Genomic DNA, 23,602 nt, shown 5'->3' on the forward strand with positions numbered 1-23,602 from the left:
TTAGTCGTTTTTGATATGATTATACTCATTTTGACCGGTTTTTATAAATTTTTCTTTTACAGGATCCCAGCTATAATGAACATTTACGATTCTTACTTCCGTTACATTAACATCACCATTAGGCAGTTGGGTTACGTCAAACCCTCTTCGTATCGATTCGGTAATTAACGAACTTGCCTGACAAATATATTTTACATCAAAAAAAGGCGAATCGTTATTTTTTAATGATTTTTCTTGAGTTTCTAAAAGATTAGAAGACAATTCTTTTTCTTTCATTTCTAATGATTTAAGGTTATTTTATCCATTTTTTGTAGCATTATTTACAAAAAGAAGCAAGGTTTGTTTATTATTCTATTTGCAAATTATAAATTATAGGACATATATTGTGACGGAAACTCCAAATCTTTCTAAATCTACAATGAGTTTAGGCTGTTATTTTCTAAAATTCAAGAAGATACAAATTATTCTACTAGCCGTAAGCTGCGTAATATTTGGTATGATACCGGCCGTTGATAGCATATTATTACAAAAGATTATTGACTTAATTGAGTCTTTCGGCGATGAACGTGCAAATAATCTTGTATCTTCTATGATCTTCTGGGCAGTAACTTACGGTCTTTGGTGGGAGGCAATTAATATTACATATCGTGTATATGATTATCTTTATCTTAAAACCATGCCTTATATAAAAGGTAAAATCCTAGACGAGCTTTATGATTACACTCAGTATCATAGTCATAAATTTTTTCAAGATAATTTAGCCGGACATATTAGTAATCGTATTACCGAAACTGCTAGGTCTTTCGAGATGATTATTTCAATATTGGGCGAGAAAATTATTCGTAAGATAGCAATTATTGTTTTTGCTCTTATTGCTTTATATTCGGTGCATTACATAACTGCCACTATCTTCATAATATGGATTTCCGTTTTCTTCGGCATTAGCATGTTCTTTTCAAGTAAAATTAATAAATATTCAATAAATTATGCAAGAAGTCAATCGCTAGTCTCAGGTAGTATTGTTGACGCTATTACTAATATTAGTGCGGTTAGGATGTTCACCTCGCATAAATTTGAACGTCACCATTTAGAAACCAGAATAGAAAATGCCGTTGCCGACGAACAGACTATGCAGTTTTTTATGTTCAAATTACGCTATGTATTAGGTCTGTCTTGCTCAATAATGATTTTTATAATGATTTATTATTTATCATCGCTCCGCTCGCAATTATCTATTACCATCGGGGATTGTGTACTTGTCTTAACGCTTTGTGTAAGTGTTTCCGATGATATTTGGGAGTTAACGCAAGAAATCGGCGATATGTTTGAACAAATCGGTGCATTTAATCAAGGATTATCTTTAATGGCACCGCATATTATCACCGATATTGAAAATGCTACACCTTTAAATGTAGATAAAGGACAAATAGAATTTAAAAATGTTAGTTTTAATTATTATCGCAATAATAACTTATTTCAAAATAAATCGGTACTAATTCCAAGCAGGCAAAAAGTAGGACTGGTAGGGTTTTCCGGCTCAGGTAAAACAACTTTTGTAAGTTTAATTACTAGGTTGCACGATATAGAGGAGGGGATGATTTTGATTGACGGTCAAAACATCCGGAACGTAACGCAAGATTCTCTTCGGAAAGCGATTAGCGTCATCCCGCAAGAGCCGATTTTATTTCACAGAACAATTATAGAAAATATTAAATACGGCAAAAAAGATGCCGATATTGAGGAGGTTATAATTGCTGCAAAAGCTGCTCACATTCATGATTTTATAATGAATTTACCTGAAGGCTATGATACTATGTGCGGGGAGCGCGGTAATAATCTATCCGGAGGACAAAGGCAAAGAATCATAATAGCCAGAGCAATATTAAAGAATGCTCCTATATTAATTCTTGACGAAGCTACCAGTAGTTTAGATAGCGAAACCGAGAATTTAATTCAAGATTCTCTGCGTTATTTAATGAGCAATAAAACCGTGATCGTTATTGCCCATAGATTATCTACTTTATTGCACATGGACAGGATTTTAGTGTTTAATGAAGGTAGTATAGTTGACGATAACTCACATACGGAATTGTTAAAAAACAGTGAACTCTATCAAAGGCTGTGGAATTCACAAGTAAAGGGGTTGATAGTATGAGCTATATTACTGTCATACCGTGGCTTGCCCCACTACTGTACGAACGTTGAAAAAAGGCTGTGTCATGCCGTGACTTGATCACGGCATCCAGGAAAATAAAGCCATATTAGACTTATTTTAGAGTCTTTTTATGATATTATAAGCTGGATTCCGTGGTCGTAGCCACGGAATGACAGAATTTTTACCTCTTTATTTAAACGTTCGTACACTAGAGGGCTTGACCACGGTATCCAGTCTTGTCGTCATCCTGAATTTATTTCAGGATCTATTATAGAGATGCTGAAACAAGTTCAGCATGACTTTTTGTTTTGGGATGCCGTGGTCAAGCAACTAGATGACAGCGAGGTTTAATGAAACTATCTGATTTTGATTTTAATTTGCCGCCGGAATTGATAGCGCAAACGCCTAGCGAAAAGCGCGACAACTCAAATTTATTAGTGGCAGGAAAAAACGGTCCGATAAAAACCAAATTTTATAATATAATTGATTATTTATTACCGGGTGACTTATTAGTTTTCAATAATAGTAAAGTAATAAAAGCTAAATTATCTCTTACAAAAAACGACAAGAAAATTACCGTAAATCTTAACAAGATATTATCAGATAATAGTTGGTCAGCCTTTGCAAAGCCGGCACGCAAATTATATGAAGGAGATGAATTTTTTTTTGATAATCATAAAGTAATTATTTCTAAAAAGCTAACAATGGGCGAAATAGAGGTTAAGTTTGAGCTGGATAAAGAAATATACTCAAATCAGAAGAGTATATTTAAATTTTTGGATAAATACGGCGAAATGCCTTTGCCGCTTTATATTAAGCGTGATAAGCTTCAGGTTAATACTCCTTTATGTCATACCCGCGAAAGCGGGTATCCAGAAAAATTAAAAATAGATTCCCGCTTATGCGGAAATGACGACGTACTAGACAACGACAGATATCAAACAGTTTATAGTAAAGTCAAAGGATCGGTAGCAGCGCCGACTGCCGGTTTGCATTTTACGGATGAAATACTTAAACAAATTAAAGCAAAAGGTGTGCAAACTGCCTTTTTAACCTTACATGTCGGAGCAGGGACTTTTTTGCCCGTTAAGTCTGAAAATATTAATGAGCATAAAATGCATACGGAATATTGTTCAATAAGTTCTGAAACGGCTGAAATAATCAATAAAGCAAAACAAGAAGGGCGGCGTATTATTGCCGTTGGTACTACTAGTTTAAGAACTTTAGAGAGTTCATGTATAAATAATAAAGTAGTATAGCATAATCCATTAAGGTATTGACAAGTAGCATAAAATAAGTAAATCTATGTGCGAAAAAGGAAAGAGATGGTCCGAGCATATCCATACGAACTAAGAACAAAAGCATTAGAGTTAATAGATAAAGTTAAGTCAGTAAGTAAAGTTAAGGAGTTATTAAATATATCTAGGCAAACATTATACAAATGGCAAGCTATTCAAAAGAAAGAAGGAGATATTCAGCCGAGAGTAGGCTATCAAAAAGGTCATAATAAAAAGCTAACAAATATGCCGGAGTTTAAGGAATTTATAGATAATAATGCCGATAAAAGCCTAAAAGAATTAGCAAAAATATCAAATAAATGGTCAGCAACGACAATTTGGCGAGGTATAAAAGCACTAGGATATAGTTATAAAAAAAACTTTTACGCACCCCAAAAGGGACGATGGAGCAAGGAATGATTTTATAGCTAGAATCAAAACTATTTCAAAAGAAGATTTAGTGTTTATGGATGAATCCGGAATAGAAGACAATGCATGCTTGTAGTACGGTTATAGCCTAAAAGGTAAAAGATATTACGATAAGAAAATTTACCAACATAAAACAAGAGTAAGTATGATAGCAGGGCTTTGCAATGGTAAAATAATAGCTCCAATAGTTTTTGAAGGGACTTGTGATACACTAATTTTTAAGAGTTATGTTGAAGATTTTTTGATCAAAGAATTAAAACAAGGTCAAGTGGTTGTTATGGATAATATTAATTTCCATAAGAATTCCAAGGTCAAAGAGCTAATAGAATCTGTAGGTTGTAGTATTTTATTTTTACCTACTTACTCTCCTGATTTAAATCCAATTGAGCATTATTGGTTTAAATTAAAAAATCAAATTAGAAAAACTGCAAAAGACTTCGAACATTTTTTTGATGCTGTTTGTTATAATCTGTCCATATCTTAATGGATTATGCTGTAGCAGGTAATTTTGAAACAGACATTTTTATTAAACCCGGCTATAAGTTTCAGATGGTCGATATGCTGCTTACCAATTTCCATTTCCCTAAATCTACTTTGTTCATACTTACTTGTGCTTTTGCCGGTTTTGAAGAGATGCATAATTTATATAAATATGCTATAAAAGAAAAGATGCGGTTTTTTAGCTATGGCGATGCAACGCTTTTATATGCTAAGCGGGAATGACATACGGCACTTTTTTAGAGTCATGCAACAAAGCCTTTTGCTCGCAATGACGATTCTGGTAACCATGCAACAACGCCTAGAGCTACTAATATAAACAATACAATGCAATATTCTTTTTTAACGAATTTAACTAAATTACCTTTTATAAAGGAAATTTGGCTTTTTGGATCGCGTGCAAGAGGAGATAATACTCAGCGTTCCGATATTGATATTGCTATTATTTGTCCTACTGCAAGCGAAGGTGATTGGCACAAAATTTTAAATATAATAGATAATGCAGATACGCTTTTAAAAATAGACTGTATACGATTTGATACATTAAATGACGATGATAAACTTAAACAAAATATCATTCAATTTAAAAAAATTCTTTATAAAAAGGAGATGTTTTAATGGAAAAAATATTTTGGAAAGATTATTTCCACACACTAGGGCCAGCAATTACCAGATTACATAATGTTATAGAAAGTTCTAAAGTAGATAAAAATGATTATGTATTAGATGCTTCTATAAAAAGATTTGAATTCGTTATTGAACTATTTTGGAAGGTTTTAAAAAAAATACTTACTTACGAAAAAATTGACAGTACTACTCCAAGAGATGTTTTAAGTAAAGCTTTTCAATTTAGTATTATTGATAATGAAGAAATATGGTTAAAAATGCTTGATGAGCGCAATAATACTTCTCATGTTTATAAATATGAAGATGCAAAACGAGTTTTTGAAAATATTAAATTGTACTTACCGATTTTGGAAAAAACATATAACAAATTAGAGAAAAAATATTTTGGATGACTTTAAACTTGTATCCTTCATTAATATTAGATATAAAACAAACTGCTTTATTAGAAAAATTAAAAATTCTAGTAGCTAAGCTTAATAAACCTAAGGGCTTATTTAATATCTTCAATAAAAATAATCTAAAAAGCGGTATTTATTTATACGGTCCTGTCGGTACGGGTAAGACTATGTTGATGCAATCATTTTATGAGCTGCTAAACTTACCTAAAATTATGATTCATTATCAAAATTTTATGCAGGAAATACATCAGAATATTCATAAATTACAAGAAGAAAAGGAAGCAAAGAATAATATCTTCCCTAAAATAGCCAAAAATTATGCAAAAAAAACTAAGATACTTTGTATTGATGAGTTTGAAATTAAAGATATCACCGATGCGATGATCATAGGTAGTTTGCTTGCGGAATTAATCAAACAAGAGGTATTTATTTTTGTAACGAGTAATACAAGACCCGATAATCTTTATAAAGACGGCTTGCAAAGAGAGTCATTTTTACCTTTTATTGATAAAATATATGCCGAATTTTACATTATGCAATTGGATAATGATCATGATTATAGATTTGACAAAGCTTTAGAAGCAACTACTGAAAGGATAACTTATCCTTTAACTTCAGAGAACAAAAATAAATTAAAGCAAGTTGTTTTAGATATCGGCAACGGTGATTTTTTACCTCACGATATTGAGGTTTTTGGTCGGGTTTTATCATTTAAAAAAGCTCATAAAAATATATTACTTACTAATTTTGATGAATTATTTACCGGAGAAGTTAGTTATATAGATTACGTTAATATCTGCCGAAAGTTCAATATTATCATAGTTGAGAATGTCCAAATCATCCGACCGGATAACACCGATATAGCCGTTAGATTCATCAATTTCATCGATAATGCTTATTTTTATAAAATATTATTATTTATGACTCTCGAAGATCAGCCGGAAAAAATATATCAAGGAGCAGCTAGACGAGAGGAGTTTAAGCGCACCGTATCAAGGTTACGGGAAATGAATAGTGATTTATATTTATAGGAAGCATCCAAATTTCAAAAGTCATTGCGAGGAGGCATTGGCGGTGTTGCATGGATGGTTTTAAAACGTTCTCGATGTCATTCCCGCCCCGAAGGCGGGCGTTGTTACATGGCTCAAAAATTAATAAAAATCCGTCATGGCGAAGCCACGAAGTGGCTGTGGCCATCCAGGTTATCCCGAATATAATGAGGGATTTAATTAGAATACTAAACAAGTTTAGTATAAAAATATGTTTATACTTACTGGCCACGGCGCCAAGAGGCGCCTCGCCATGACGATTCTGGTAGCCATACAACAACGCCCCGCCTGCGCGGGAATGACATCGAAAATTCGAGCCACGCGGGCAACGCCGAAGTTGTAAGCGACGCGGCAATCCAAGGAAATTGATTTATTTCAGAATCTTCTTATATCTAATACAACACCCCTCACTTAACTTGACAGTATCTTTGATCATAGTTATGTATAATATTATTAAATTTAAAGAGGGATACATGAAAATAGGTTGTACTGATAATACGCTAAAAAATATAATATTTATTATTAAGATTTTTTTTATTTACGCAGTTATGTGTATTTCATGTGTTTTAATGTTGAATATAATTTTAGGTTATAGCTCTTTTGAAAATGATGTACAGTTTTTACTTTTTAAAAAAGAATATATAGATAACAAAATATGGAAAACTGCTTTTTATATTCATGTATTTTCTGCAATAATTACTCTTTTTGCTGGATTTTCTCAATTTTCAAAAGATTTTCTTAAAAGATTCATAAGATTACATCGTATTTTTGGTAAAATTTATGTTGTGACTATTTTAGTCATTAATTTTCCGGTTGGGATGATTTTGGCGATATATGCTAATGGTGGCTTACTAGGCAAGATAGCATTTGTTTTGCTTGATTTTCTATGGTTTGTTTTTACATACAAAGCATTCATTAATGTGCGTGAAAAAAAATTTATTGCACATAAATTTAATATGATGCGTAGCTATGCGCTAACATTTTCAGCAATTACTCTTAGAGCTTGGCATGCTATTCTTTCTACTACCCTAATTATAAGTCCTTATAAGCTTTATATTATAGAGGCCTGGTTAGGTTTTATGCCTAATTTACTCGTTATAGAATTTATAATTTGGTTACAAAAAAAGAAATATAAACTTACCTTCTGAAAATTGCTGCCATAGGAGTGTAACTTATAATAACCCATATTATAAATATGTTTATTACACATATACATATCCAACAAGTTATTTTGATCCAAGGAGTAATTATATTTTTAGTCAGATATGTTGCAATAAAACAAGATGCTATAAGTGGACATAAAAAATATTGCTAAAAAAAATATTTCCATACTGGCTCAAAAATTTTCAAAATTACTGAAGACTCATAATATAAATAACCTTTTAAAAGTGCAAGATATTTTCAAAAAACTTAATAGCAAGATTTAACAACCTGTTCTAATTTTTTTTTCTATCTTAGATTCTACACCTAAAATAGCATGACCTTTATATTTATCTTTTTTTAGTATGATTAAAATATCTAAATCACTATGATAACCGTTGGCTATATCTTGTACCCAATCGCCTCATGCATAAGAGGGCGTTGTTGCATGGCTCGAATTTTCGATGTCATTCTAGCTAAAAGCGGAAATCCAGACTTTTTCTTGTCATGCTGAACAAGTTTTGCGCATCTTTTTTAGTAGATCCTGAAATAAATTCAGGATGACTTTTATACTTTTTTCTGGATTCCCGCTTTTAGCTAGAATGACATACTGCCGCTTTTATCAAGCCATACAACAATGCTCCTCTTGCATAAGAGCCGAACAGGATAATCATCACAATTTGCTCTCTTGCAACTTCTAAAATTTGATGGACTGCATAATCCAGTCTATTTTGAACACCGATAGAGCGTTTGGGCAGGGTGGTTTTCATAGTTGATTGCCGAAATCGTCATATATTACTTTTCTCTAAAAGCTTTAAAAGCAGTATCGATTACGGGATCAAGTAAATATCTTAGAAGCGTTTTAGTACCTGTTACGATTTGTACCTCGGCTTGCATGCCCGGATGTAACTCTAATTTCCTAGATTTAGCAATCTTATTGAACTCGTCCATATCAATTTCAATGCGTGCAATATAATAATTATCAGGTTGAGCGGGATTTTGATTCCGATCTTGCACAATATCGGGTGAGATTTTTACCACTTTGCCGGTAAATAACGGCGTCGTTCTTGATTTAAACGCACTAAAACGTATTTTAGCTACTAGCCCTTCATGCACGGCATCAATATTTTTTTGAGACACTTTCGCCTCTATTATTAAAGAATCATTAGTCGGTGAAATCTCTAAAATAGGTTGCCCCGGGCTAATAAATCCGCCTATCGTGTGGTAGTTTAAGACATTAATAACCCCGTCAACCGGTGACTTTATCACGATACGATTAAGCGAATCGGTAAGGGAAGTAAATTTTTCTCTAAGATGTGCCACCTGTACTTGCGCTTCTCGAAGCTCGGTTAATGTTTTTTCGGTATATTTATTTTGTAAATTTATGATACTAATTTCACTTTCGGTAATAGCATGCCTTGTGCCGGCAATCTCGCTATCCGTCCCGGCAACTTCACTTCTAGAATTAGCTTCTTTTGCTTCCATTTCCAGCAAAGTTGCTTTCTGAGCAAAACCTTTTTCCATTAAAGTTTTGACAGCTTTTAGCCGATCTTGCAATACTTCCGCAGTTTTTTTAGCAGCAATTTTTTTAGCTTCTAGCCCTTCGATTTTTTTCTCTAGCTGTGCAATTCTTTGATGTAGTGCATTTTTTTCTGACCTATAGACTTCTTTTTTGGACCTAAATAAATTTTCTTGCGTATGAATTATTTTTGCCACTTCGGAAATATTTATATCTTCCATTAAAAAGTCTGCAAATTCAATTTGTTCTAAATTATCCCGTTCGGCAATTAAACGGTTTTCGGTAACTAAAGCGTTTCTATATTGATTTAAGATACTTTCATGTTCGGTTTTGATTTTAGTTTCATCAAGTTCGATTAATTTATCTCCGGCTTTAACTTTGTCACCTTGTGCCACAAAGATACCGGCAATAATTCCGCCTTCATGATGTTGAATTGTCTTTTTGTTGGTAGTCGGCATTACCATACCGACTGAGACGGCTCCGCTATCTAACGGTGCAAAGCTTGCCCACATGCCGCCGATTAAAACTAAGAAAATTATTACGTAAACGCCGAAAATAATCGGTGATCTTGCAGTTTGCACCACATTATTACGATCCTTATCCGTTTTTCTAGTAATAAAATTAACGAATCTATCAAGTTTGATCAGTAAAAATTCTATTATTTTAGAAATTCTGGTAAGTATTTTATTAGATAATATTTTACGTTTAGAACCCTTAGCAAACATTGCATCACTTTTTAAAGACAATAATTGCTTTAATTGTTCCGGCGTAATTTGAGGCTTATTGTTTTTTGATTCTTGCATAATATTTAAAATCTAGTCATTAATATGAATGGTACCGCCTTTTAGAGTTTTAAAATGGTTTTGGATTTCTTCCTGATCACCGTAAACAGCTACCGCGCCGTCTTGTAATATTAAAATTTTATCTACCACGGATAATACCGAGGGTCTATGAGAAATTACCACACAGGCAATTCCTTTAGCTTTTGCTTGTTTCAAGGCGTTTGCTAAAGCTACTTCGCCGGCTTCGTCTAAGTTAGCGTTCGGTTCATCTAAAATAATAAGTTTTGGATTACCGTAAAAGGCTCTAGCTAGCCCTAGACGCTGCCTTTGCCCGCCGGAAAGATTTGAGCCGCCGGCACCGATATCGGAATCATAACCGTCGGAAAATCTTAAAATCATCTCATGAGCGCCGGCTATTTTTGCCGCTTCAATAACTTTTTGTGGATCGGGATTCTCAAGCATTCTGGCTATATTTTGTTTAATACTACCGCTAAAAAGCTCTATCCCTTGCGGTAAATATCCTACATGATTACCGAAATCTTCTCTATTCCACCGGTAAATTTCTGCCTCGTCAAGTCGCACTGAACCGGATAATGCCTTCCATACTCCGACTATAATCTTAGCTAAAGTAGATTTTCCCGCCGCCGAAGGTCCAATAACTGCAAGTATTTCTCCGGGCTGGACGGCAAAGCTTACTCCTTTTAAAATATATTTCGGTACGGGCGGTTGCGGTAAATGGCTTGGAATAGGGGTAGCATAATAAATATTATCCACCGTGAGATGTCCCTCGACGTTAGGGATCGGCATAGCTTCATCTCTTGACGTATATGTCGAAAATAGTTGGTTAATATTTTTATAGGATTTAAGAGCGCCGCTCATACTCTTCCATAATTCAATAGCGTTATCGAAAGGTGCCAATGCTCTGCCGACTATTATCGAACTCATAATCATATTTCCCGGCGTCATGTCTCTACCGCCGCTGGTGACGACAACGTAAGCCCCGACGCCCGTCACCGCCATTTGCATAACGTTACGAATAAATCTTGAAAAGTTAGAGATTACGCCGTTACGGTAGCTAGCCACCGATTGCTTGTCTAAGGCTGCTAAATTGAATTTATGCCAATTGCCGGTAACGTTTTTCATCATCCCCATAGCTTCAACTACTTCGGCATTTCTATTGGCGATATCTGCCTGTGTCATACCTTTTATTGAAAATTCGGTAGCTTCACCGAGAGTTTTATTAGTAGCCGCCGCATTAAAAAAAGCAGTCGAGACTATAATAACTGCTCCTAAAACCGTAATAGCTCCAAGATACGGATGAATTAAAAAAATAACTATAATATAGATAATACTCCAAGGAGCATCGAATAAGGTATTAATGCCGGTACTTGTTAAAAAGGTTTTAACCGTTTGGAAGTCCCTAAGCAACTGGCTAGAACCCATATTAGACCTGGTTGCCGCTGCGGAAATAGAAATAGAAAAAACTACCGGTGCTACCGTTCTATCAAGCCATTCTCCTACTTTAATTAGGGTAAAGGATCTTGCAACTTGTAACAGCCCGTAAACAAAGTAAATATAAGCTATTATTATCGATAAAAATAATAAAGTTGATAAATTGCCGCTGCCAAGAACTCTATCTAAAACTTGTAAAGAATAAAGCGGCGTAATTAACATTAAAACATTAATTACGAAAGCAAACCAAAAAACTATCCAAAAAGCCGTTTTACATTGGTCTAGTGCCTGTATTAAAGGGTTTTTGTTAGTTATAACATTATTTTTATGCATGTATTTATCTCAAGTTTAGGTAGCTTTTTTATAAATCTTTTAAAATTAAGTTAGAATTAATAAATTTATAATAACAATTAACTATATTATAATGCGAACTATGTATAAGTTTTTAAGCTAAAACTTATACATGGTTGGAGGTTATTATAGTAAGCATAGCATTATAAAGACAAAGTTAACAAGATAAAGCAAAAAAATTGTTTATTGTAAATAATTCTTAATTAATTCTTCAGCAATTTGTACGCCGTTTAGTGCAGCCCCTTTACGTAAATTATCGCATGTGACCCATAAATTTATAGTGTTTGCTTGCGTATTGTCGTTTCTAATTCTGCTGACATATACTAAATCCTCGCCTACTACTTCAATAGGAGAAATATACGGTGTTTCATTAAGCGTAGAGATTGTAATGATTCCGTCGGCTTCTTTTAATATTTCTTCTGCTTCAAATGCATCCATTTTACTATTAAATTCAATATTAACTGCCATAGAATGAGCAACAAATACCGGTACTCGAACACAAGTAACGCTAGTACTTATATGATTTCCTATAATCTTTTTTAATTCAAGAGCAATTTTAGATTCTTCACTTGTATAGCCGTCTTCATTAAAATGACCTATATAAGGAAATAAGTTAAAGGCTATTTGCTTGGGGAATGTTTTTGCATCAACTCCCCCGAAAGTATATTTGGATTTAGTTTGATTATAAAGCTCGTCCATACCGGCTTTACCTGCACCGGACACTGATTGATAGGTAGAGATAATAATCCTTTTAATTTTTGCTTCGTTATCTAAAGGTTTTAGCACTACTGCCAGCGGTATAGTACAACAATTCGGGTTAGCAACAATATTTTTAACCGAATAATCCTTTAACTTTGATAAATTAGCTTCAGGAACAATTAAAGGCACTTCTGCGTCAAGTCTAAAAAAGGAAGATTTATCGATCACTATACAATTTTGAGCAACAGCTTTAGGAATATATTCTTTTGAAATATCCGAGCCGGCACAGAAAAAAGCAATATCAACATCACCGAAATCTAAATTATTTAAACTAATTGTTTTTACTATATCGTCGCCGAAACTAATTTCGGTGTTCATAGAATTATTTGACGCTACAACGTAAAGTTTATTAATAGGAAAAGAACGCTCGGCTAAGATACTAAGGGTTTCTCTTCCAACATTGCCGGTAGCCCCTATTATGGCAACGTTATATTTTGTGTTCATATTCTTCTAACCGATTAGACCGGAAATTTTTTTTCCGCCTATAATGTGAAAATGAAAGTGAAAAATGCTCTGACCCACATTTTCCCCTTTATTAGTTACTAGCCGGTAACCCGATTCGTTCAAGCCGGCTTCTTTTGCAATATCAGAAATTTTAGCAAAAAAATATTTTATTTCTTCAGAAGAAGCCTTAGCAATAAAATCATCGTAATCAATATATTCTTGTTTAGGAATAACGATTAAATGCACCGGTGCTACCGGATTTATATCTTTAAATGCTAACAGTTTTTCGTCTTCATAAATTATTTTTGCCGGAATATCCTTATTGATAATTTTAGCAAAAATATTTTTTTCATCGTACATATTATATTTTTTTACTTAATTGTTACAAAAAATACCGTCATTGCGAGGAGGCATTGTTGCGTGGCTAGAATTTTTGATGTCATTCCCGTGAAAACGGGAATCCAGACTTTTCTTTGTCATGCTGAACAAGTTTGCCGCATCTATTACAAAGATATCCTGAAATAAATTCAGGATGACTATAATTTTTCTGGATTCCCGCCTACGCGGGAATGACATCGAGACCGTTGTTATCCCACGTAACAATGCATTTTCGTAATGACGTTTCTAAAAATACTCAATTAGCCGAGCGCTCTAGAAATTTTAATTCAGCATCTATTTCAGATTGGGCAAATACCACATCTCTCAATCGATAATTTTTTCGTTGTAAATCATATTCCCTTATATCGGAAGCAAAAAAACCGAATATCAGCATTATAGTTAATTTACTAATAAATGCTAGTCCTTGAATATTAATTGTCGTTATAATTATATTAATTATTATAACTAAAAATAAAGCTAGCCACATTTTATGATAAACTGCCCAAAAAACATTTAAAAGCAAGGCTATCCATGAAAATCCTTCTCTGACAATAATAAAATTATTACTTTTTTGTTCATGGTTAATATATATTGCGTATATATTCATTAACAAGCCTTGAAATTTAGGAAAAAATGATTAACTAAAACAGGTATATACTACCTAATTAACCTTTTAATATCAACATTTAAAATTTTTATTATGTCAAATAATCTAGCTCTGCACGGTACGACGATACTTTGTTTAAAAAGAAATGCAGAAGTAATTATAGCTGCCGACGGACAAGTGTCGCACGGCAACACAATATTAAAAGCCGGAGCCAGAAAACTTAGAACTATCGCCAATAATAAAATCATCGCCGGTTTTGCCGGCTCTACTGCCGACGGGCTTGCTTTGTTTGAAAAGTTAGAAGCGAAATTAGAGAAATATTCTCATAATTTGCTTAGGAGTTCCGTGGAACTTGCCAAAGACTGGCGTAGCGATAAATATTTACGACGTTTGGAGGCAATGATGATAGTTGCCGATAGTGATCATATCTTAATTCTAACCGGTAACGGTGACGTAATTGAACCTGAAAATAATGTAGCGGCAATAGGCTCCGGCGGGTTATTTGCGTTAGCAGCCGCCAGAGGCTTAATGTCTTGCGATAATAATTTAACGGCAGAGGATATTGCATTAAAATCAATGAATATAGCTGCTGATCTCTGTGTTTTTTCTAACCATAATATTATTCTGGAAAAAGTTGTATGACTGCTACTCAAAAAAAAGATTCTATAAATTCTATGGGACTTACCCCTTCTCAAATAGTTAGTGAACTTAATAGATTTATCGTCGGGCAAGACAAGGCTAAAAAAGCGGTGGCTATTGCTCTTAGAAATCGTTGCCGTCGTAAAAATATTAAAGGTATACTCCGTAATGAAATTGTTCCTAAAAATATTTTAATGATTGGACCCACGGGTGTCGGTAAAACTGAAATCGCCAGAAGGCTTGCGGGTCTTAGCGGTTCACCGTTTTTTAAAATAGAAGCGACTAAATTCACGGAAGTAGGATATGTCGGGCGTGATGTTGAATCAATAATACGCGATCTTGTAGAAATAGCGGTTAATACTCAGAAATCTCAAGCTAAAATTGAAGTAAATATCAATGCTAGAGAAAAAGTAATAGAAAGGATATTAGATAGCTTAGTCGGTAAGTCTTCTAGTACCGAGACCAGAGAAAAATTTCGTGATAAAATTTTAAGCGGCGCACTTGATGAGACCGAAATTGAGATAAATATTGCCGATACTGCTTTGCCTTTAGGTAGCGGTAATTTTGAAATTCCCGGCATGCCTGGTAGCTCTATGGGTGTTCTTAATTTAGGGGATATGCTCGGTAGAGCTTTGGGAGGTAATAAAACTAAACTGAAAAAAATGCTTGTTAAGGAGGCAATGAATATCATCCTTTCGGAAGAGTCGGAAAAATTAATAGATCAAGAAAAAATTATAGGGCAAGCTATAAATTTAGTTGAAAATGACGGGATAGTGTTTATTGATGAAATCGATAAAATAGCTTCTAATTCTGCGTCAGGTGCAAAGAGTTCAGAAATAAGCCGCGAAGGAGTTCAAAGAGATTTACTGCCTTTAATCGAAGGAACCAGCGTTAATACTAAATACGGACCGGTTAAAACCGATCATATATTATTTATTGCCTCAGGAGCTTTTCATTTAACAAAACCTGCCGATTTATTGCCGGAACTGCAAGGTAGATTACCGATTAGAGTGGAATTAAATCCGTTAACTAAAAATGATATGGTGAAAATATTACTGGAACCGGAAGCGAGTTTAATCAAACAATATTCGGCTTTACTTGCAACGGAAGGAGTAGCGATAGAATTTACTGAAGAAGCTATTGAAAAAATTGCTAGTTACGCTACGACTGTTAACTTAGAAGTAGAAGATATTGGTGCCAGAAGACTACACACGATCCTTGAAAATTTATTAGAAGATATAAGTTTTAATGCTAGCGAAATGAAAGGGCAAAAAGTCACTCTAGATAAAGAATTTGTGGAAAAACAATTATCAAAAATAATAACTAACCTTGACTTAGCAAAATTTATATTATAGTATAATTTTTCAATTAAGGGTAGAGCAGTATTTTTTGTTCCGTGGATAGGTTAAAGCGTATTCTATATCATTCCCGCCTACGCGTGGCTTTGTTGCATGGCTACCGGAATCGTCATTGCGAGGAGGGACGTAGTCCTGACGTGGCAATCTAGTCCTTGTCATCCTGAATTTATTTCAGGATCTACTAAAGATGCTGAAACAAGTTCAGCATGACAAAGAAAAGCCTAGATTTCCGCTTTCACGGGAATGACACCGAGACCGTTTTTAACCATCCATGCAACAACACCGGCTTGACCCCACGGCATCCAGTCTTTTTATTAAGGTTTTTTTGGATACCGTGGGAGGGGCCTCGGTATGACACTGTACTTATAATAACCATAATACGGTAAATTATTCGCCATGCAACAAAGCCTTTAGTCGCTCGCAATGACGTTTGGGTATCCACGCTGGCAATGCCTCCTCGCAATGACGGACTTACGTTTTTGCTCCTTAAGTTGACACCCATACGCTTCCGTGGGAATGACATAAAAATCTATACATGCAGGAATGCCGATATATCCAAATAACAATCACACCTAGAATATACCAAAAAATTTCATGATAGTCCACATTGCTAGTTTAACATTTAACGGAATCGAAATTACTGATGTTGATGTGCAAGTACAGATATCGCCGGGTATTCCGTCTTTTACTATAGTAGGGCTTGCCGATAAAACTATTGCGGAATCAAAAGAACGAGTAAAAGCGGCCCTTTCTTCGATCGGGCTTGCGCTGCCTACAAAGAAAATTCTAATAAATTTAGCACCCGCCGATTTAGTTAAAGAAGGAAGTCATTTTGATCTTGCTATTGCTTGTTCTATACTTACGGCAATGAATATTTTGCCTAATATTGAAATACAAGAATATCTTATAATGGGTGAATTATCGTTAGACGGTTCTATTTTACCGGTCAATGGAGCTTTGCCGGCGGCAATTGGAGCTTTAGCACGAGGTAAAGGGCTTATCTGCTCAAGTCAAAACGGTTCGGAAGTTGCTTGGTCCGGTAATAATAATCTTTTAGTAGCCGGTAATTTAATTGAATTAGTCAATCATTTTAAAGGTTCACAAATTTTAACGGCTCCTGAGCCGCAAGCTGACAATAGCTTAATAAATTATCCCGATTTTAGGGATATAAAAGGTCAAAAAACCGTAAAAAGAGCTTTGGAAATTGCAGCGGCAGGAGGACATAATCTTTTAATGTTCGGTCCTCCGGGTACCGGTAAATCAAGGCTAGCTCAGTGTATGCCGGGAATATTGCCTAAAATGTCTTCGGAAGAAATTTTAGAATGTAGTATTGTTGCAAGCATTGCCGGTAAACTTTCAGGGGGTAAACTTACTAGGGTTAGACCGTTTAGAGCGCCGCATCATTCTTGTTCGATAGCTGCGATGGTAGGGGGAGGAGTAGGGAAAAAAGTTAAACCGGGGGAAATTTCGTTAGCTCATAACGGGATATTATTTTTAGACGAATTGCCTGAATTTCCGCAGCATGTTATTGAATCTTTAAGGCAACCGATAGAGAGCGGCGAAATATTAATTTCACGGTCAAATTCTCATATAAAATATCCGGCAGATTTTCAGTTAATAGCTGCCATGAATCCGTGTAAATGCGGTTATTTAAGCGACCCTTATAAAACATGCGTAAAAGCTCCTAAATGCGGAAGTGATTATCAAATGAAAATATCAGGTCCTATTATGGATAGGTTTGATTTAAATATAGAAGTTTCTAATAATATGAATTTTTTAAATTATAATAATCATTCGGAGGAGGAAAACTCCGGCGATATTGCCGTCCGAGTGGAAAAAGTCCGTCTTATACAGCAAAAAAGATATGAAGGATATAATATCAAAACAAATAATCGGTTAGACGGGCAGTTACTAATAGATTATGCAATGCCGATAGATGACGGGAAAGAATTGTTAAATGAGGCGGCAGTAAAATTCCGATTATCTATGCGCGGTTATAACAAAATCCTCCGAGTAGCAAGAACTATTGCCGATCTTGAGAATTCAGATAAAGTGAATAAGTTACATATTGCCGAAGCATTAAACTACAGAAAAATGGATTTTAATAATAATTATGTTTCAGGATAAATAAGTTTTATGTAATACTTACAATTAATGATTGTTTTTTTTATATAAATTATTAATATTTATGCTTAAAAATTAAATTAATATTACTGTAAGTGGATAGGTTAAAGCACGTTCTATGTCATTCCCGTGCAGGCGGGGCGCTGTCGCATGGCTAATAATTTACCGTATTATGGTTATTATAAGTACGGTGTCATACCGTGGCTTGACCCACTACTGTACGAACGTTGAAAAAAGGCTGTGTCATGCCGTGACTTGATCACGGCATCCAGGAAAATAAAGCCATATTAGACTTATTTTAGAATCTTTTTATGATATTATAAGCTGGATTCCGTGGTCGTAGCCACGGAATGACAGAATTTTTACCTCTTTATTTAAACGTTCGTACAGTAGTGGGCTTGACCACGGTATCCAGAAAAACCTTAATAAAAAGACTGGATGCCGTGGTCAAGCCACGGCATGACACCGAAACACTTTGCAAAAATTCGAGCCATGCAACAACGCTTGAAAACGGGAATCTAGAAAAAATACTTTTAAGTCATCCTGAATTTATTTCAGGATATTTGGGTAATTAGATGCTGAAACAAGTTCAGCATGACATAAGTAAGGCTTGGATTCCCGTTTTTACGGGAATAACATCGAAAATTCGAGCCATGCAACAACGCCAACGCTATGCGAGAATGACACACTAGTATAATGACGGCAAATTTTTATCAGGAGAATTATGCATGAATATTAATTGGAATTTAGATACGATTATTTTTCTTAGTTTTTTATTAGTTAACTTATCGTTTGGTCTTTATCACGGTAGAAAAGTTAAAACTATAGAAGATTATGCACTTGGCGGAAGAAATTTTAGCACGGGTGCCTTAGTTTCTACTATAATCGCTACGTGGATCGGCGGGGATTATCTCTTTATTACTTTAGCGGAAGTTTATAATACAGGGCTACATTACACCATTGGTTGCCTTGGTATGGTAGTCTGTCTGCTTTTAAATGCATATTTATTTATTCCTAAAATGGGGGAGTTTTTAGGTAGCATTTCAGTTGCGGAATCAATGGGAAAATTATACGGTAAAAATGTTCGTATTATTTCGGCTATTTCCGGTACTATAGCGTCTGCAGGTTTTATAGCCGTTCAATTTAAAGTTTTCGGCGAAGTTCTTAAAAATTTCGTTGGATTATCTGGTAATACGCCGATTTTTTTAGCAGCTAGCATAGTAATAATTTATTCTGCTTTCGGCGGTATTAAGTCCGTTACTTTCACCGATATAATACAATTTTTTACTTTTGGGGTATTAATACCGGTTCTAGGATTTATATTATGGAGTGATTTTAATAGCCAACCTAATTTTACTTTTGCCAATGCATTAACCAGCCCAATATTTGACTACAAACAATTTTGGGGTTTTTCAAATCCAAATTTTTGGTCATTATTATTATTATTTATATTATTTTCTTTGCCGGATATTAACCCTGTGATGTTTCAAAGGGTAGCGATGGGGCGAAATATACCGCAGGTAAAAAAAGCTTTTACCGTTTCTGCATTTATATTGATGGTAATTTTACTCGGCATGGCGTGGATTGCCTTTTTACTATATAGTATAGACCCTAACCTTGAGCCGACTTCTTTGGTTCAATATATAATAGGTCAATATTCTCACACGGGATTAAAAAGCTTTATATTAATAGGAATTGTCGCGATGTGTATGTCTACGGCCGATTCAAATATAAATGCTTCCTCGGTACTTTTAACTCACGATTTTTGCGGTCCGTTAAATATTAAATTTAAAAATGAACTAGTTTTATCTAAAATTATTTCTATTACACTCGGCATTATTTCCATATATTTGGCCTTGCTAGAATATGATTTATTGCCGCTTGTTTTTATGACGCAAAGCTTTTATATCCCTATTATCGATGTTCCTCTTATCCTTGCAATACTTGGGTTTCGTACCTCAACTAAATCCGTATTTATAGGAATGGGAGCGGGTCTTATCGCTGTTATAATATGGCGAATATATTTTATGGATATTACAAATGTCGATAGTATTCTGCCCGGTATGGTAGTTAATTTCATATTTTTAATGGGAAGTCATTATTTACTAAAGCAACCCGGAGGATGGAAAAAAAAGAAGCCTGTTATTAGATCGACAAATAAGTTTAATACGGTAATTAATTCTGTTAAGAAATTTAATATTGTAACGTTTTTTAACCAAAATGCGCCTAAAAATGAGTTAATTTATACAGGCTTCGGAGTATTCTGTATAGTTTCGACTATCAGCAGTATGTATTCCGTAACAAATATAATAGGTAATAAAACATTATTGTTTTTCTTTGAAAGTATGTTAATTCTTTCTATTAGCTTTTTGACTTATCCGATTTGGCCGATTAGCCTTAAAAATAATATTATTATAAGACCGGCATGGTATATATCGGTTTTTTACTTATTGATAGTTTGTAGTACTTTTTTTGTTTTATTAAGCAACTTTTCACACTTACAAATTACAATATTTATATTAAATATTGTAGTAGCGGCAATTATAATACGGTGGAATATTGCTTTTATAATGATTATATCGGGAGTATATTTGGCTATTGAAGTATACTCCCGTTATATGGGCGGTAATGTTAAAATGGTTATAGAATATAATCAATTTATTTTATATGCTCTTCTCTTGATAGGTACCGTAATAATTATTTTCCTTAAACCGAAACAACAGAATGAGGAAATAGCTGAAACAATAAGAAATTACCTTAACGATAATAATAAACAACAACAGTTAGAGTTGATAAAACTCGCAAATTATCGTGAAGATTTTATCTCCCGCCTTGATGATCAATGTATAGCGGTATTTAAATCAATTCATCGACAAATTAATAACTTAGAGCAGGAGTTACATAATCAAAATCCCAACAATTTAAAAAATATAAAACATGAATTGGTAAATATTGTAGAAAAACTAAAATCCGGAGCAGAGTATTTAGATACCGTAATTTTTCAAATAAAAAATAAAATTAAAATTTTTCCTGAAAAAATAAAATTTCAACCTTTTCTACAAAATGTAATTAGTGAATATAAAAAACTTCACGGTTATTCTAATCTTGAAATACCGATTGATTTTGAAAGTAAATTAACAGAAATACAGCTTGATCCGAAGCTGATTAAAGAAACACTTTTTGATTGCTTTAATCATGCCGTCATGAATTCTTCTACGCCGAATATTTCGGTAATAATTGAAGATAGTGAATTACAATATGACCTTGAATCATTGAATAATTCTCAACAACTTAAACGTGATGCAATAAAAATTTTAATTATCGCGAAAAACTCTACTTTAACTCAAGAAGATATTAGAAAAATGATACGTCCTGCATATAATACGATAAATGAAATTCGCTCTGAAGGGATACAAAAAATAATTAGCGCTCATTACGGTAAAATTGTTCTTACCTTAAATCGTTTTGCCGAAGCAAATTACATTATTACGATTCCGGCGCGCTTGAATGAAATTAGACCTAAAAAAATGGATTTACCGGACGAAGAATTAAATAAAGCTAATATAACGAATGCATTTATTACCGCTAATAATAAAGAAATATTGAAAGATGTTGCTATAGAATTAATAAAATTAAGAATGCCCCCTATGGTTGTAGCAAAAGTAACTAAATTAAGCTTAGAAGAAATAAATCAGCTATAGTTAAAATCGCTTAAATTGTTGCGTGGATACCCTAAACGTCATTGCGAGTGACCAAAGGTGTTGTTGTATGGCTCGAATTTTCGATGTCATTCCCGCTTTTCGATGTCATTCCCGCGCAGGCGGGAATCCAGAAAAACATAGTCATCCTGAATTTATTTCAGGATCAAATGATATAGATGCTGAAACAAGTTTAGCATGACAAAGAAAAGTCGGATTCCCGCCTGCGCGGGAATGACACCGAAAATTCGAGCCATGCAACAAGGTCGCCGCTGTAAGCGGTGTGGCATTCTAATTAAATCCCTCATTACATTCGGGATAGCCTGGATTGCCACGTCGGGACTACGTCCCTCCTCGCAATGACGGGGGATTTGGAACCACGCAACAATGCTGCGCGGGAATGACATCAAAGGTGCTTTTAACCATCCACGCAACAATGCCTCCTCGTAATGGCGGGTTTTTTGTGTTAATATTGTTAATATATATACAGTTACCATGTTAAAAAAAACGTTGAAAGTTAAGTTTACTTTTATAATTTTATTGCTAATCTTATTTATTACTTTTTTAAATTTTAGTATATTTTATCTTTTTGTGCCGGGATCGTTGCCTGAAAATAAAACATTAATTATTGAGCCTAAACTTTCCGTAAATCAAATTGTTACAAAGCTCTATAATAACAATATAATCAAATATCCGGAACTATTTACAATCATTGCCAAGCTTTATTCTTTAAAAAATCCGCTTAAAAGCGGTGAATATATTTTTACGAGTAATATCTCTCCGCTGCAAACTTTAAAAATTTTAGCAAGCGGCAAATCTATCATACATAAGTTAGTTATTCCCGAAGGGGTGTGGGTCAGTGAAATCGTAAAAAAGATTAATGAAGAAGAGCGTTTAATAGGTGAGATAAAAGGTATTATTCCTGAAGGTTTTTTGATGCCTTCAACTTATTTTTATTCTTACGGTGATCAGAAAGAACAAATAATTGATAGGATGAGAAAGCTAATGTCTTTTAATTTAGATGAGACTATGGCAAAGCTTTCACCGGATTCGCCGTTAAAAACTAGGCTTGAAGTGTTGACACTTGCCTCTATAATTGAAAAAGAAGCCGGTTCAAATTTAGAGAAACCTATGATTGCTGCAGTATTCTTAAATCGTCTTCGGAAAAATATGAAATTACAAGCCGACCCGACTACGATATATGCACTAACCGAAGGAAAAGTTAAGTTAGGTAGGTCTTTAACTCGAAAAGATTTGCTACAAGAATTACCGTATAATACTTATTATATCAAAGGGTTGCCGCCCGGTCCGATTTGTTGTCCTTCCAAGGGATCGCTAGAAGCGGTAGTAAATCCGGCTAAAATTACCTCACTATATTTTGTGGTCGACGGTAAAGGGGGACATAATTTTTCTAATAATATTGCTGATCATAATAGGCATGTAGACAGCTACAGAAAAAGTTTGATTATTAAAACACCGCAAATAGAAATACTGCCGACAGATATAATAAATATAAATGATTAATTTTAATAATAATGAAATAATGGAAAATACCGAATTTGCAAAAATAGCGGAAAAAACAATTAGTTTGATAGCCGATATAATTGAAACGGAAGATAAAAATTGCCTCATAGATGTAGATTTTCAGGGTGATATTTTAAATCTAATTACCGATAAAGGTATTTTTGTAATTAACAAGCATAGTGCGGCTAAGGAAATTTGGTTATCTTCGCCTATTAGCGGTCCTTACCATTTTTTTTATGAATTAGGTATTTGGCAAACAAAAACCGATATTAAATTATATGAAATTTTAGAGCAGGAACTACAAATTAATTTTAATAATATGCGAATCGATTCAAATCACCATTTTTAAAAATATCATTCTGTAAAACTTAAATACAAATATACCTTAACCCCA

The 23,602-nt window shown here is 34.1% G+C and carries 27 protein-coding genes and 3 pseudogenes; 19 read left to right on the forward strand and 11 right to left on the reverse strand.

Annotation, left to right across the window (positions count from 1 at the left end; all coding sequences use genetic code 11):
- Positions 1–276, reverse strand: a complete 276-nt coding sequence (locus tag AAHM91_RS03410) for a DUF2671 domain-containing protein (protein ID WP_253307551.1) — start codon at positions 274–276, stop codon at positions 1–3.
- A gap of 142 nt (positions 277–418) precedes the next feature.
- On the opposite strand from AAHM91_RS03410, the gene AAHM91_RS03415 reads away from it, so the two are divergent.
- The 4 genes and pseudogenes from AAHM91_RS03415 to AAHM91_RS03430 form a co-directional block, all read left to right on the forward strand.
- On the forward strand, positions 419–2,155 hold the full coding sequence (locus tag AAHM91_RS03415; protein ID WP_410526092.1) for an ABC transporter ATP-binding protein: 1,737 nt from the start codon (positions 419–421) through the stop codon (positions 2,153–2,155).
- A 350-nt stretch (positions 2,156–2,505) separates the two neighbouring features.
- Positions 2,506–3,411 (forward strand): annotated as a pseudogene (locus AAHM91_RS03420) (S-adenosylmethionine:tRNA ribosyltransferase-isomerase); the annotation flags it as partial.
- Between the two features lie 69 nt (positions 3,412–3,480).
- Positions 3,481–4,345 (forward strand): annotated as a pseudogene (locus AAHM91_RS03425) (IS630 family transposase).
- 14 nt (positions 4,346–4,359) lie between these two features.
- A pseudogene (locus AAHM91_RS03430) lies at positions 4,360–4,584 on the forward strand (S-adenosylmethionine:tRNA ribosyltransferase-isomerase); the annotation flags it as partial.
- On the opposite strand, the gene AAHM91_RS03435 reads toward AAHM91_RS03430, so the two are convergent.
- Positions 4,564–4,692: a hypothetical protein gene (locus AAHM91_RS03435; protein ID WP_342269879.1), complete on the reverse strand. Its 129-nt coding sequence runs from the start codon at positions 4,690–4,692 to the stop codon at positions 4,564–4,566. The pseudogene AAHM91_RS03430 and the gene AAHM91_RS03435 overlap by 21 nt on opposite strands.
- Here AAHM91_RS03435 and AAHM91_RS03440 point away from each other — a divergent pair.
- The 6 genes from AAHM91_RS03440 (at position 4,687) to AAHM91_RS03465 (ending at position 8,087) form a co-directional block, all read left to right on the forward strand.
- Positions 4,687–4,977, forward strand: coding sequence for a nucleotidyltransferase domain-containing protein (locus AAHM91_RS03440; RefSeq protein ID WP_342269880.1), 291 nt, complete (start codon positions 4,687–4,689; stop codon positions 4,975–4,977). The two genes, AAHM91_RS03435 and AAHM91_RS03440, sit on opposite strands and share 6 nt — an antisense overlap.
- Positions 4,977–5,378, forward strand: coding sequence for an HI0074 family nucleotidyltransferase substrate-binding subunit (locus AAHM91_RS03445; protein ID WP_342269881.1), 402 nt, complete (start codon positions 4,977–4,979; stop codon positions 5,376–5,378). The genes AAHM91_RS03440 and AAHM91_RS03445 overlap by 1 nt, the downstream gene beginning before the upstream one ends.
- Positions 5,375–6,415, forward strand: coding sequence for a cell division protein ZapE (gene zapE / locus AAHM91_RS03450; RefSeq protein ID WP_342269882.1), 1,041 nt, complete (start codon positions 5,375–5,377; stop codon positions 6,413–6,415). The genes AAHM91_RS03445 and zapE overlap by 4 nt, the downstream gene beginning before the upstream one ends.
- A gap of 50 nt (positions 6,416–6,465) precedes the next feature.
- Positions 6,466–6,690, forward strand: a complete 225-nt coding sequence (locus AAHM91_RS03455) for a hypothetical protein (protein ID WP_341792751.1) — start codon at positions 6,466–6,468, stop codon at positions 6,688–6,690.
- 183 nt (positions 6,691–6,873) lie between these two features.
- On the forward strand, positions 6,874–7,581 hold the full coding sequence (locus AAHM91_RS03460; RefSeq protein WP_342256992.1) for a DUF2306 domain-containing protein: 708 nt from the start codon (positions 6,874–6,876) through the stop codon (positions 7,579–7,581).
- 380 nt (positions 7,582–7,961) lie between these two features.
- Entirely contained in the window at positions 7,962–8,087 is a 126-nt protein-coding gene (locus tag AAHM91_RS03465; RefSeq protein ID WP_342269883.1) for a hypothetical protein, read from the forward strand.
- A gap of 79 nt (positions 8,088–8,166) precedes the next feature.
- On the opposite strand, the gene AAHM91_RS03470 is transcribed toward AAHM91_RS03465, so the two are convergent.
- The 7 genes from AAHM91_RS03470 to AAHM91_RS03500 all read right to left on the reverse strand — a co-directional run bounded on the left by AAHM91_RS03470 (position 8,167) and on the right by AAHM91_RS03500 (position 13,865).
- Positions 8,167–8,343, reverse strand: a complete 177-nt coding sequence (locus AAHM91_RS03470; RefSeq protein WP_342269884.1) for a nucleotidyltransferase family protein — start codon at positions 8,341–8,343, stop codon at positions 8,167–8,169.
- 25 nt (positions 8,344–8,368) lie between these two features.
- Positions 8,369–9,895 carry an HlyD family type I secretion periplasmic adaptor subunit gene (locus AAHM91_RS03475; protein WP_342269885.1) on the reverse strand — a complete coding sequence of 509 codons (1,527 nt, stop codon included), beginning with the start codon at positions 9,893–9,895 and terminating at the stop codon, positions 8,369–8,371.
- A 12-nt stretch (positions 9,896–9,907) separates the two neighbouring features.
- The gene (locus AAHM91_RS03480; RefSeq protein ID WP_342269886.1) at positions 9,908–11,659 is read right to left on the reverse strand and encodes a type I secretion system permease/ATPase; all 1,752 of its coding nucleotides are present in this window, start codon (positions 11,657–11,659) and stop codon (positions 9,908–9,910) included.
- Between the two features lie 201 nt (positions 11,660–11,860).
- Positions 11,861–12,880 carry an aspartate-semialdehyde dehydrogenase gene (gene asd / locus AAHM91_RS03485; RefSeq protein WP_253307559.1) on the reverse strand — a complete coding sequence of 340 codons (1,020 nt, stop codon included), beginning with the start codon at positions 12,878–12,880 and terminating at the stop codon, positions 11,861–11,863.
- Positions 12,881–12,886: 6 nt separating this feature from the next.
- Positions 12,887–13,240, reverse strand: coding sequence for a histidine triad nucleotide-binding protein (locus AAHM91_RS03490; protein WP_253307560.1), 354 nt, complete (start codon positions 13,238–13,240; stop codon positions 12,887–12,889).
- Positions 13,241–13,255: 15 nt separating this feature from the next.
- A complete protein-coding gene (locus tag AAHM91_RS03495) occupies positions 13,256–13,456 on the reverse strand; it encodes a hypothetical protein (RefSeq protein WP_342269887.1) in 201 nt (66 codons plus the stop codon).
- Positions 13,457–13,514: 58 nt separating this feature from the next.
- Complete coding sequence (locus tag AAHM91_RS03500) at positions 13,515–13,865, reverse strand: DUF2628 domain-containing protein (RefSeq protein WP_253307561.1); 351 nt, start codon at positions 13,863–13,865, stop codon at positions 13,515–13,517.
- A gap of 93 nt (positions 13,866–13,958) precedes the next feature.
- Between AAHM91_RS03500 and hslV the strand changes: the two genes are divergently transcribed.
- Both hslV and hslU read left to right on the forward strand, forming a co-directional pair.
- The gene (gene hslV / locus AAHM91_RS03505; protein ID WP_253307562.1) at positions 13,959–14,507 is read left to right on the forward strand and encodes an ATP-dependent protease subunit HslV; all 549 of its coding nucleotides are present in this window, start codon (positions 13,959–13,961) and stop codon (positions 14,505–14,507) included.
- Positions 14,504–15,859, forward strand: coding sequence for an ATP-dependent protease ATPase subunit HslU (gene hslU / locus AAHM91_RS03510; protein ID WP_342269888.1), 1,356 nt, complete (start codon positions 14,504–14,506; stop codon positions 15,857–15,859). Before hslV ends, hslU begins: the two co-directional genes overlap by 4 nt.
- A gap of 238 nt (positions 15,860–16,097) precedes the next feature.
- On the opposite strand, the gene AAHM91_RS03515 is transcribed toward hslU, so the two are convergent.
- On the reverse strand, positions 16,098–16,385 hold the full coding sequence (locus tag AAHM91_RS03515; RefSeq protein ID WP_342269889.1) for a hypothetical protein: 288 nt from the start codon (positions 16,383–16,385) through the stop codon (positions 16,098–16,100).
- A 71-nt stretch (positions 16,386–16,456) separates the two neighbouring features.
- On the opposite strand from AAHM91_RS03515, the gene AAHM91_RS03520 reads away from it, so the two are divergent.
- From AAHM91_RS03520 to AAHM91_RS03540, 5 genes are all read left to right on the forward strand, one after another.
- On the forward strand, positions 16,457–17,989 hold the full coding sequence (locus tag AAHM91_RS03520) for a YifB family Mg chelatase-like AAA ATPase (protein WP_341792741.1): 1,533 nt from the start codon (positions 16,457–16,459) through the stop codon (positions 17,987–17,989).
- Between the two features lie 115 nt (positions 17,990–18,104).
- Positions 18,105–18,245, forward strand: a complete 141-nt coding sequence (locus AAHM91_RS03525) for a hypothetical protein (RefSeq protein ID WP_342269890.1) — start codon at positions 18,105–18,107, stop codon at positions 18,243–18,245.
- A 91-nt stretch (positions 18,246–18,336) separates the two neighbouring features.
- On the forward strand, positions 18,337–18,561 hold the full coding sequence (locus AAHM91_RS03530; protein WP_342269891.1) for a palindromic element RPE4 domain-containing protein: 225 nt from the start codon (positions 18,337–18,339) through the stop codon (positions 18,559–18,561).
- Between the two features lie 153 nt (positions 18,562–18,714).
- Positions 18,715–21,687: a sodium:solute symporter family protein gene (locus AAHM91_RS03535; RefSeq protein ID WP_342269892.1), complete on the forward strand. Its 2,973-nt coding sequence runs from the start codon at positions 18,715–18,717 to the stop codon at positions 21,685–21,687.
- A gap of 22 nt (positions 21,688–21,709) precedes the next feature.
- Entirely contained in the window at positions 21,710–21,886 is a 177-nt protein-coding gene (locus AAHM91_RS03540) for a hypothetical protein (RefSeq protein WP_342269893.1), read from the forward strand.
- Here AAHM91_RS03540 and AAHM91_RS03545 read toward each other — a convergent pair.
- Positions 21,840–22,181, reverse strand: a complete 342-nt coding sequence (locus tag AAHM91_RS03545; RefSeq protein ID WP_342269894.1) for a hypothetical protein — start codon at positions 22,179–22,181, stop codon at positions 21,840–21,842. The genes AAHM91_RS03540 and AAHM91_RS03545 overlap by 47 nt on opposite strands.
- Here AAHM91_RS03545 and mltG point away from each other — a divergent pair.
- Together mltG and cyaY are read left to right on the forward strand one after the other, a co-directional pair.
- On the forward strand, positions 22,180–23,208 hold the full coding sequence (mltG, locus tag AAHM91_RS03550) for an endolytic transglycosylase MltG (protein ID WP_342269895.1): 1,029 nt from the start codon (positions 22,180–22,182) through the stop codon (positions 23,206–23,208). The two genes, AAHM91_RS03545 and mltG, sit on opposite strands and share 2 nt — an antisense overlap.
- Before the next feature lie 19 nt (positions 23,209–23,227).
- Positions 23,228–23,557, forward strand: coding sequence for an iron donor protein CyaY (gene cyaY / locus AAHM91_RS03555; RefSeq protein WP_342269898.1), 330 nt, complete (start codon positions 23,228–23,230; stop codon positions 23,555–23,557).
- The last annotated feature ends 45 nt before the right edge of the window (positions 23,558–23,602 follow it).

It is taken from the genome of Rickettsia endosymbiont of Orchestes rusci, assembly GCF_964030945.1.
Taxonomy (GTDB): domain Bacteria; phylum Pseudomonadota; class Alphaproteobacteria; order Rickettsiales; family Rickettsiaceae; genus Rickettsia.

What these genes read in the sequence shown, in the direction of transcription:
- AAHM91_RS03410 (WP_253307551.1), bottom strand. Translation starts at nt 276, where the DNA reads ATGAAAGAAAAAGAATTGTCTTCTAATCTTTTAGAAACTCAAGAAAAA.
- AAHM91_RS03415 (WP_410526092.1), top strand. Translation starts at nt 419, where the DNA reads ATGAGTTTAGGCTGTTATTTTCTAAAATTCAAGAAGATACAAATTATT.
- AAHM91_RS03440 (WP_342269880.1), top strand. Translation starts at nt 4,687, where the DNA reads ATGCAATATTCTTTTTTAACGAATTTAACTAAATTACCTTTTATAAAG.
- AAHM91_RS03445 (WP_342269881.1), top strand. Translation starts at nt 4,977, where the DNA reads ATGGAAAAAATATTTTGGAAAGATTATTTCCACACACTAGGGCCAGCA.
- zapE (WP_342269882.1), top strand. Translation starts at nt 5,375, where the DNA reads ATGACTTTAAACTTGTATCCTTCATTAATATTAGATATAAAACAAACT.
- AAHM91_RS03455 (WP_341792751.1), top strand. Translation starts at nt 6,466, where the DNA reads ATGGATGGTTTTAAAACGTTCTCGATGTCATTCCCGCCCCGAAGGCGG.
- AAHM91_RS03460 (WP_342256992.1), top strand. Translation starts at nt 6,874, where the DNA reads ATGTATAATATTATTAAATTTAAAGAGGGATACATGAAAATAGGTTGT.
- AAHM91_RS03465 (WP_342269883.1), top strand. Translation starts at nt 7,962, where the DNA reads ATGATAACCGTTGGCTATATCTTGTACCCAATCGCCTCATGCATAAGA.
- AAHM91_RS03470 (WP_342269884.1), bottom strand. Translation starts at nt 8,343, where the DNA reads ATGAAAACCACCCTGCCCAAACGCTCTATCGGTGTTCAAAATAGACTG.
- AAHM91_RS03475 (WP_342269885.1), bottom strand. Translation starts at nt 9,895, where the DNA reads ATGCAAGAATCAAAAAACAATAAGCCTCAAATTACGCCGGAACAATTA.
- AAHM91_RS03480 (WP_342269886.1), bottom strand. Translation starts at nt 11,659, where the DNA reads ATGCATAAAAATAATGTTATAACTAACAAAAACCCTTTAATACAGGCA.
- asd (WP_253307559.1), bottom strand. Translation starts at nt 12,880, where the DNA reads ATGAACACAAAATATAACGTTGCCATAATAGGGGCTACCGGCAATGTT.
- AAHM91_RS03490 (WP_253307560.1), bottom strand. Translation starts at nt 13,240, where the DNA reads ATGTACGATGAAAAAAATATTTTTGCTAAAATTATCAATAAGGATATT.
- AAHM91_RS03495 (WP_342269887.1), bottom strand. Translation starts at nt 13,456, where the DNA reads ATGTCATTCCCGCGTAGGCGGGAATCCAGAAAAATTATAGTCATCCTG.
- AAHM91_RS03500 (WP_253307561.1), bottom strand. Translation starts at nt 13,865, where the DNA reads ATGAATATATACGCAATATATATTAACCATGAACAAAAAAGTAATAAT.
- hslV (WP_253307562.1), top strand. Translation starts at nt 13,959, where the DNA reads ATGTCAAATAATCTAGCTCTGCACGGTACGACGATACTTTGTTTAAAA.
- hslU (WP_342269888.1), top strand. Translation starts at nt 14,504, where the DNA reads ATGACTGCTACTCAAAAAAAAGATTCTATAAATTCTATGGGACTTACC.
- AAHM91_RS03515 (WP_342269889.1), bottom strand. Translation starts at nt 16,385, where the DNA reads ATGTCATTCCCACGGAAGCGTATGGGTGTCAACTTAAGGAGCAAAAAC.
- AAHM91_RS03520 (WP_341792741.1), top strand. Translation starts at nt 16,457, where the DNA reads ATGATAGTCCACATTGCTAGTTTAACATTTAACGGAATCGAAATTACT.
- AAHM91_RS03525 (WP_342269890.1), top strand. Translation starts at nt 18,105, where the DNA reads ATGTCATTCCCGTGCAGGCGGGGCGCTGTCGCATGGCTAATAATTTAC.
- AAHM91_RS03530 (WP_342269891.1), top strand. Translation starts at nt 18,337, where the DNA reads ATGACAGAATTTTTACCTCTTTATTTAAACGTTCGTACAGTAGTGGGC.
- AAHM91_RS03535 (WP_342269892.1), top strand. Translation starts at nt 18,715, where the DNA reads ATGAATATTAATTGGAATTTAGATACGATTATTTTTCTTAGTTTTTTA.
- mltG (WP_342269895.1), top strand. Translation starts at nt 22,180, where the DNA reads ATGTTAAAAAAAACGTTGAAAGTTAAGTTTACTTTTATAATTTTATTG.
- AAHM91_RS03545 (WP_342269894.1), bottom strand. Translation starts at nt 22,181, where the DNA reads ATGGTAACTGTATATATATTAACAATATTAACACAAAAAACCCGCCAT.
- cyaY (WP_342269898.1), top strand. Translation starts at nt 23,228, where the DNA reads ATGGAAAATACCGAATTTGCAAAAATAGCGGAAAAAACAATTAGTTTG.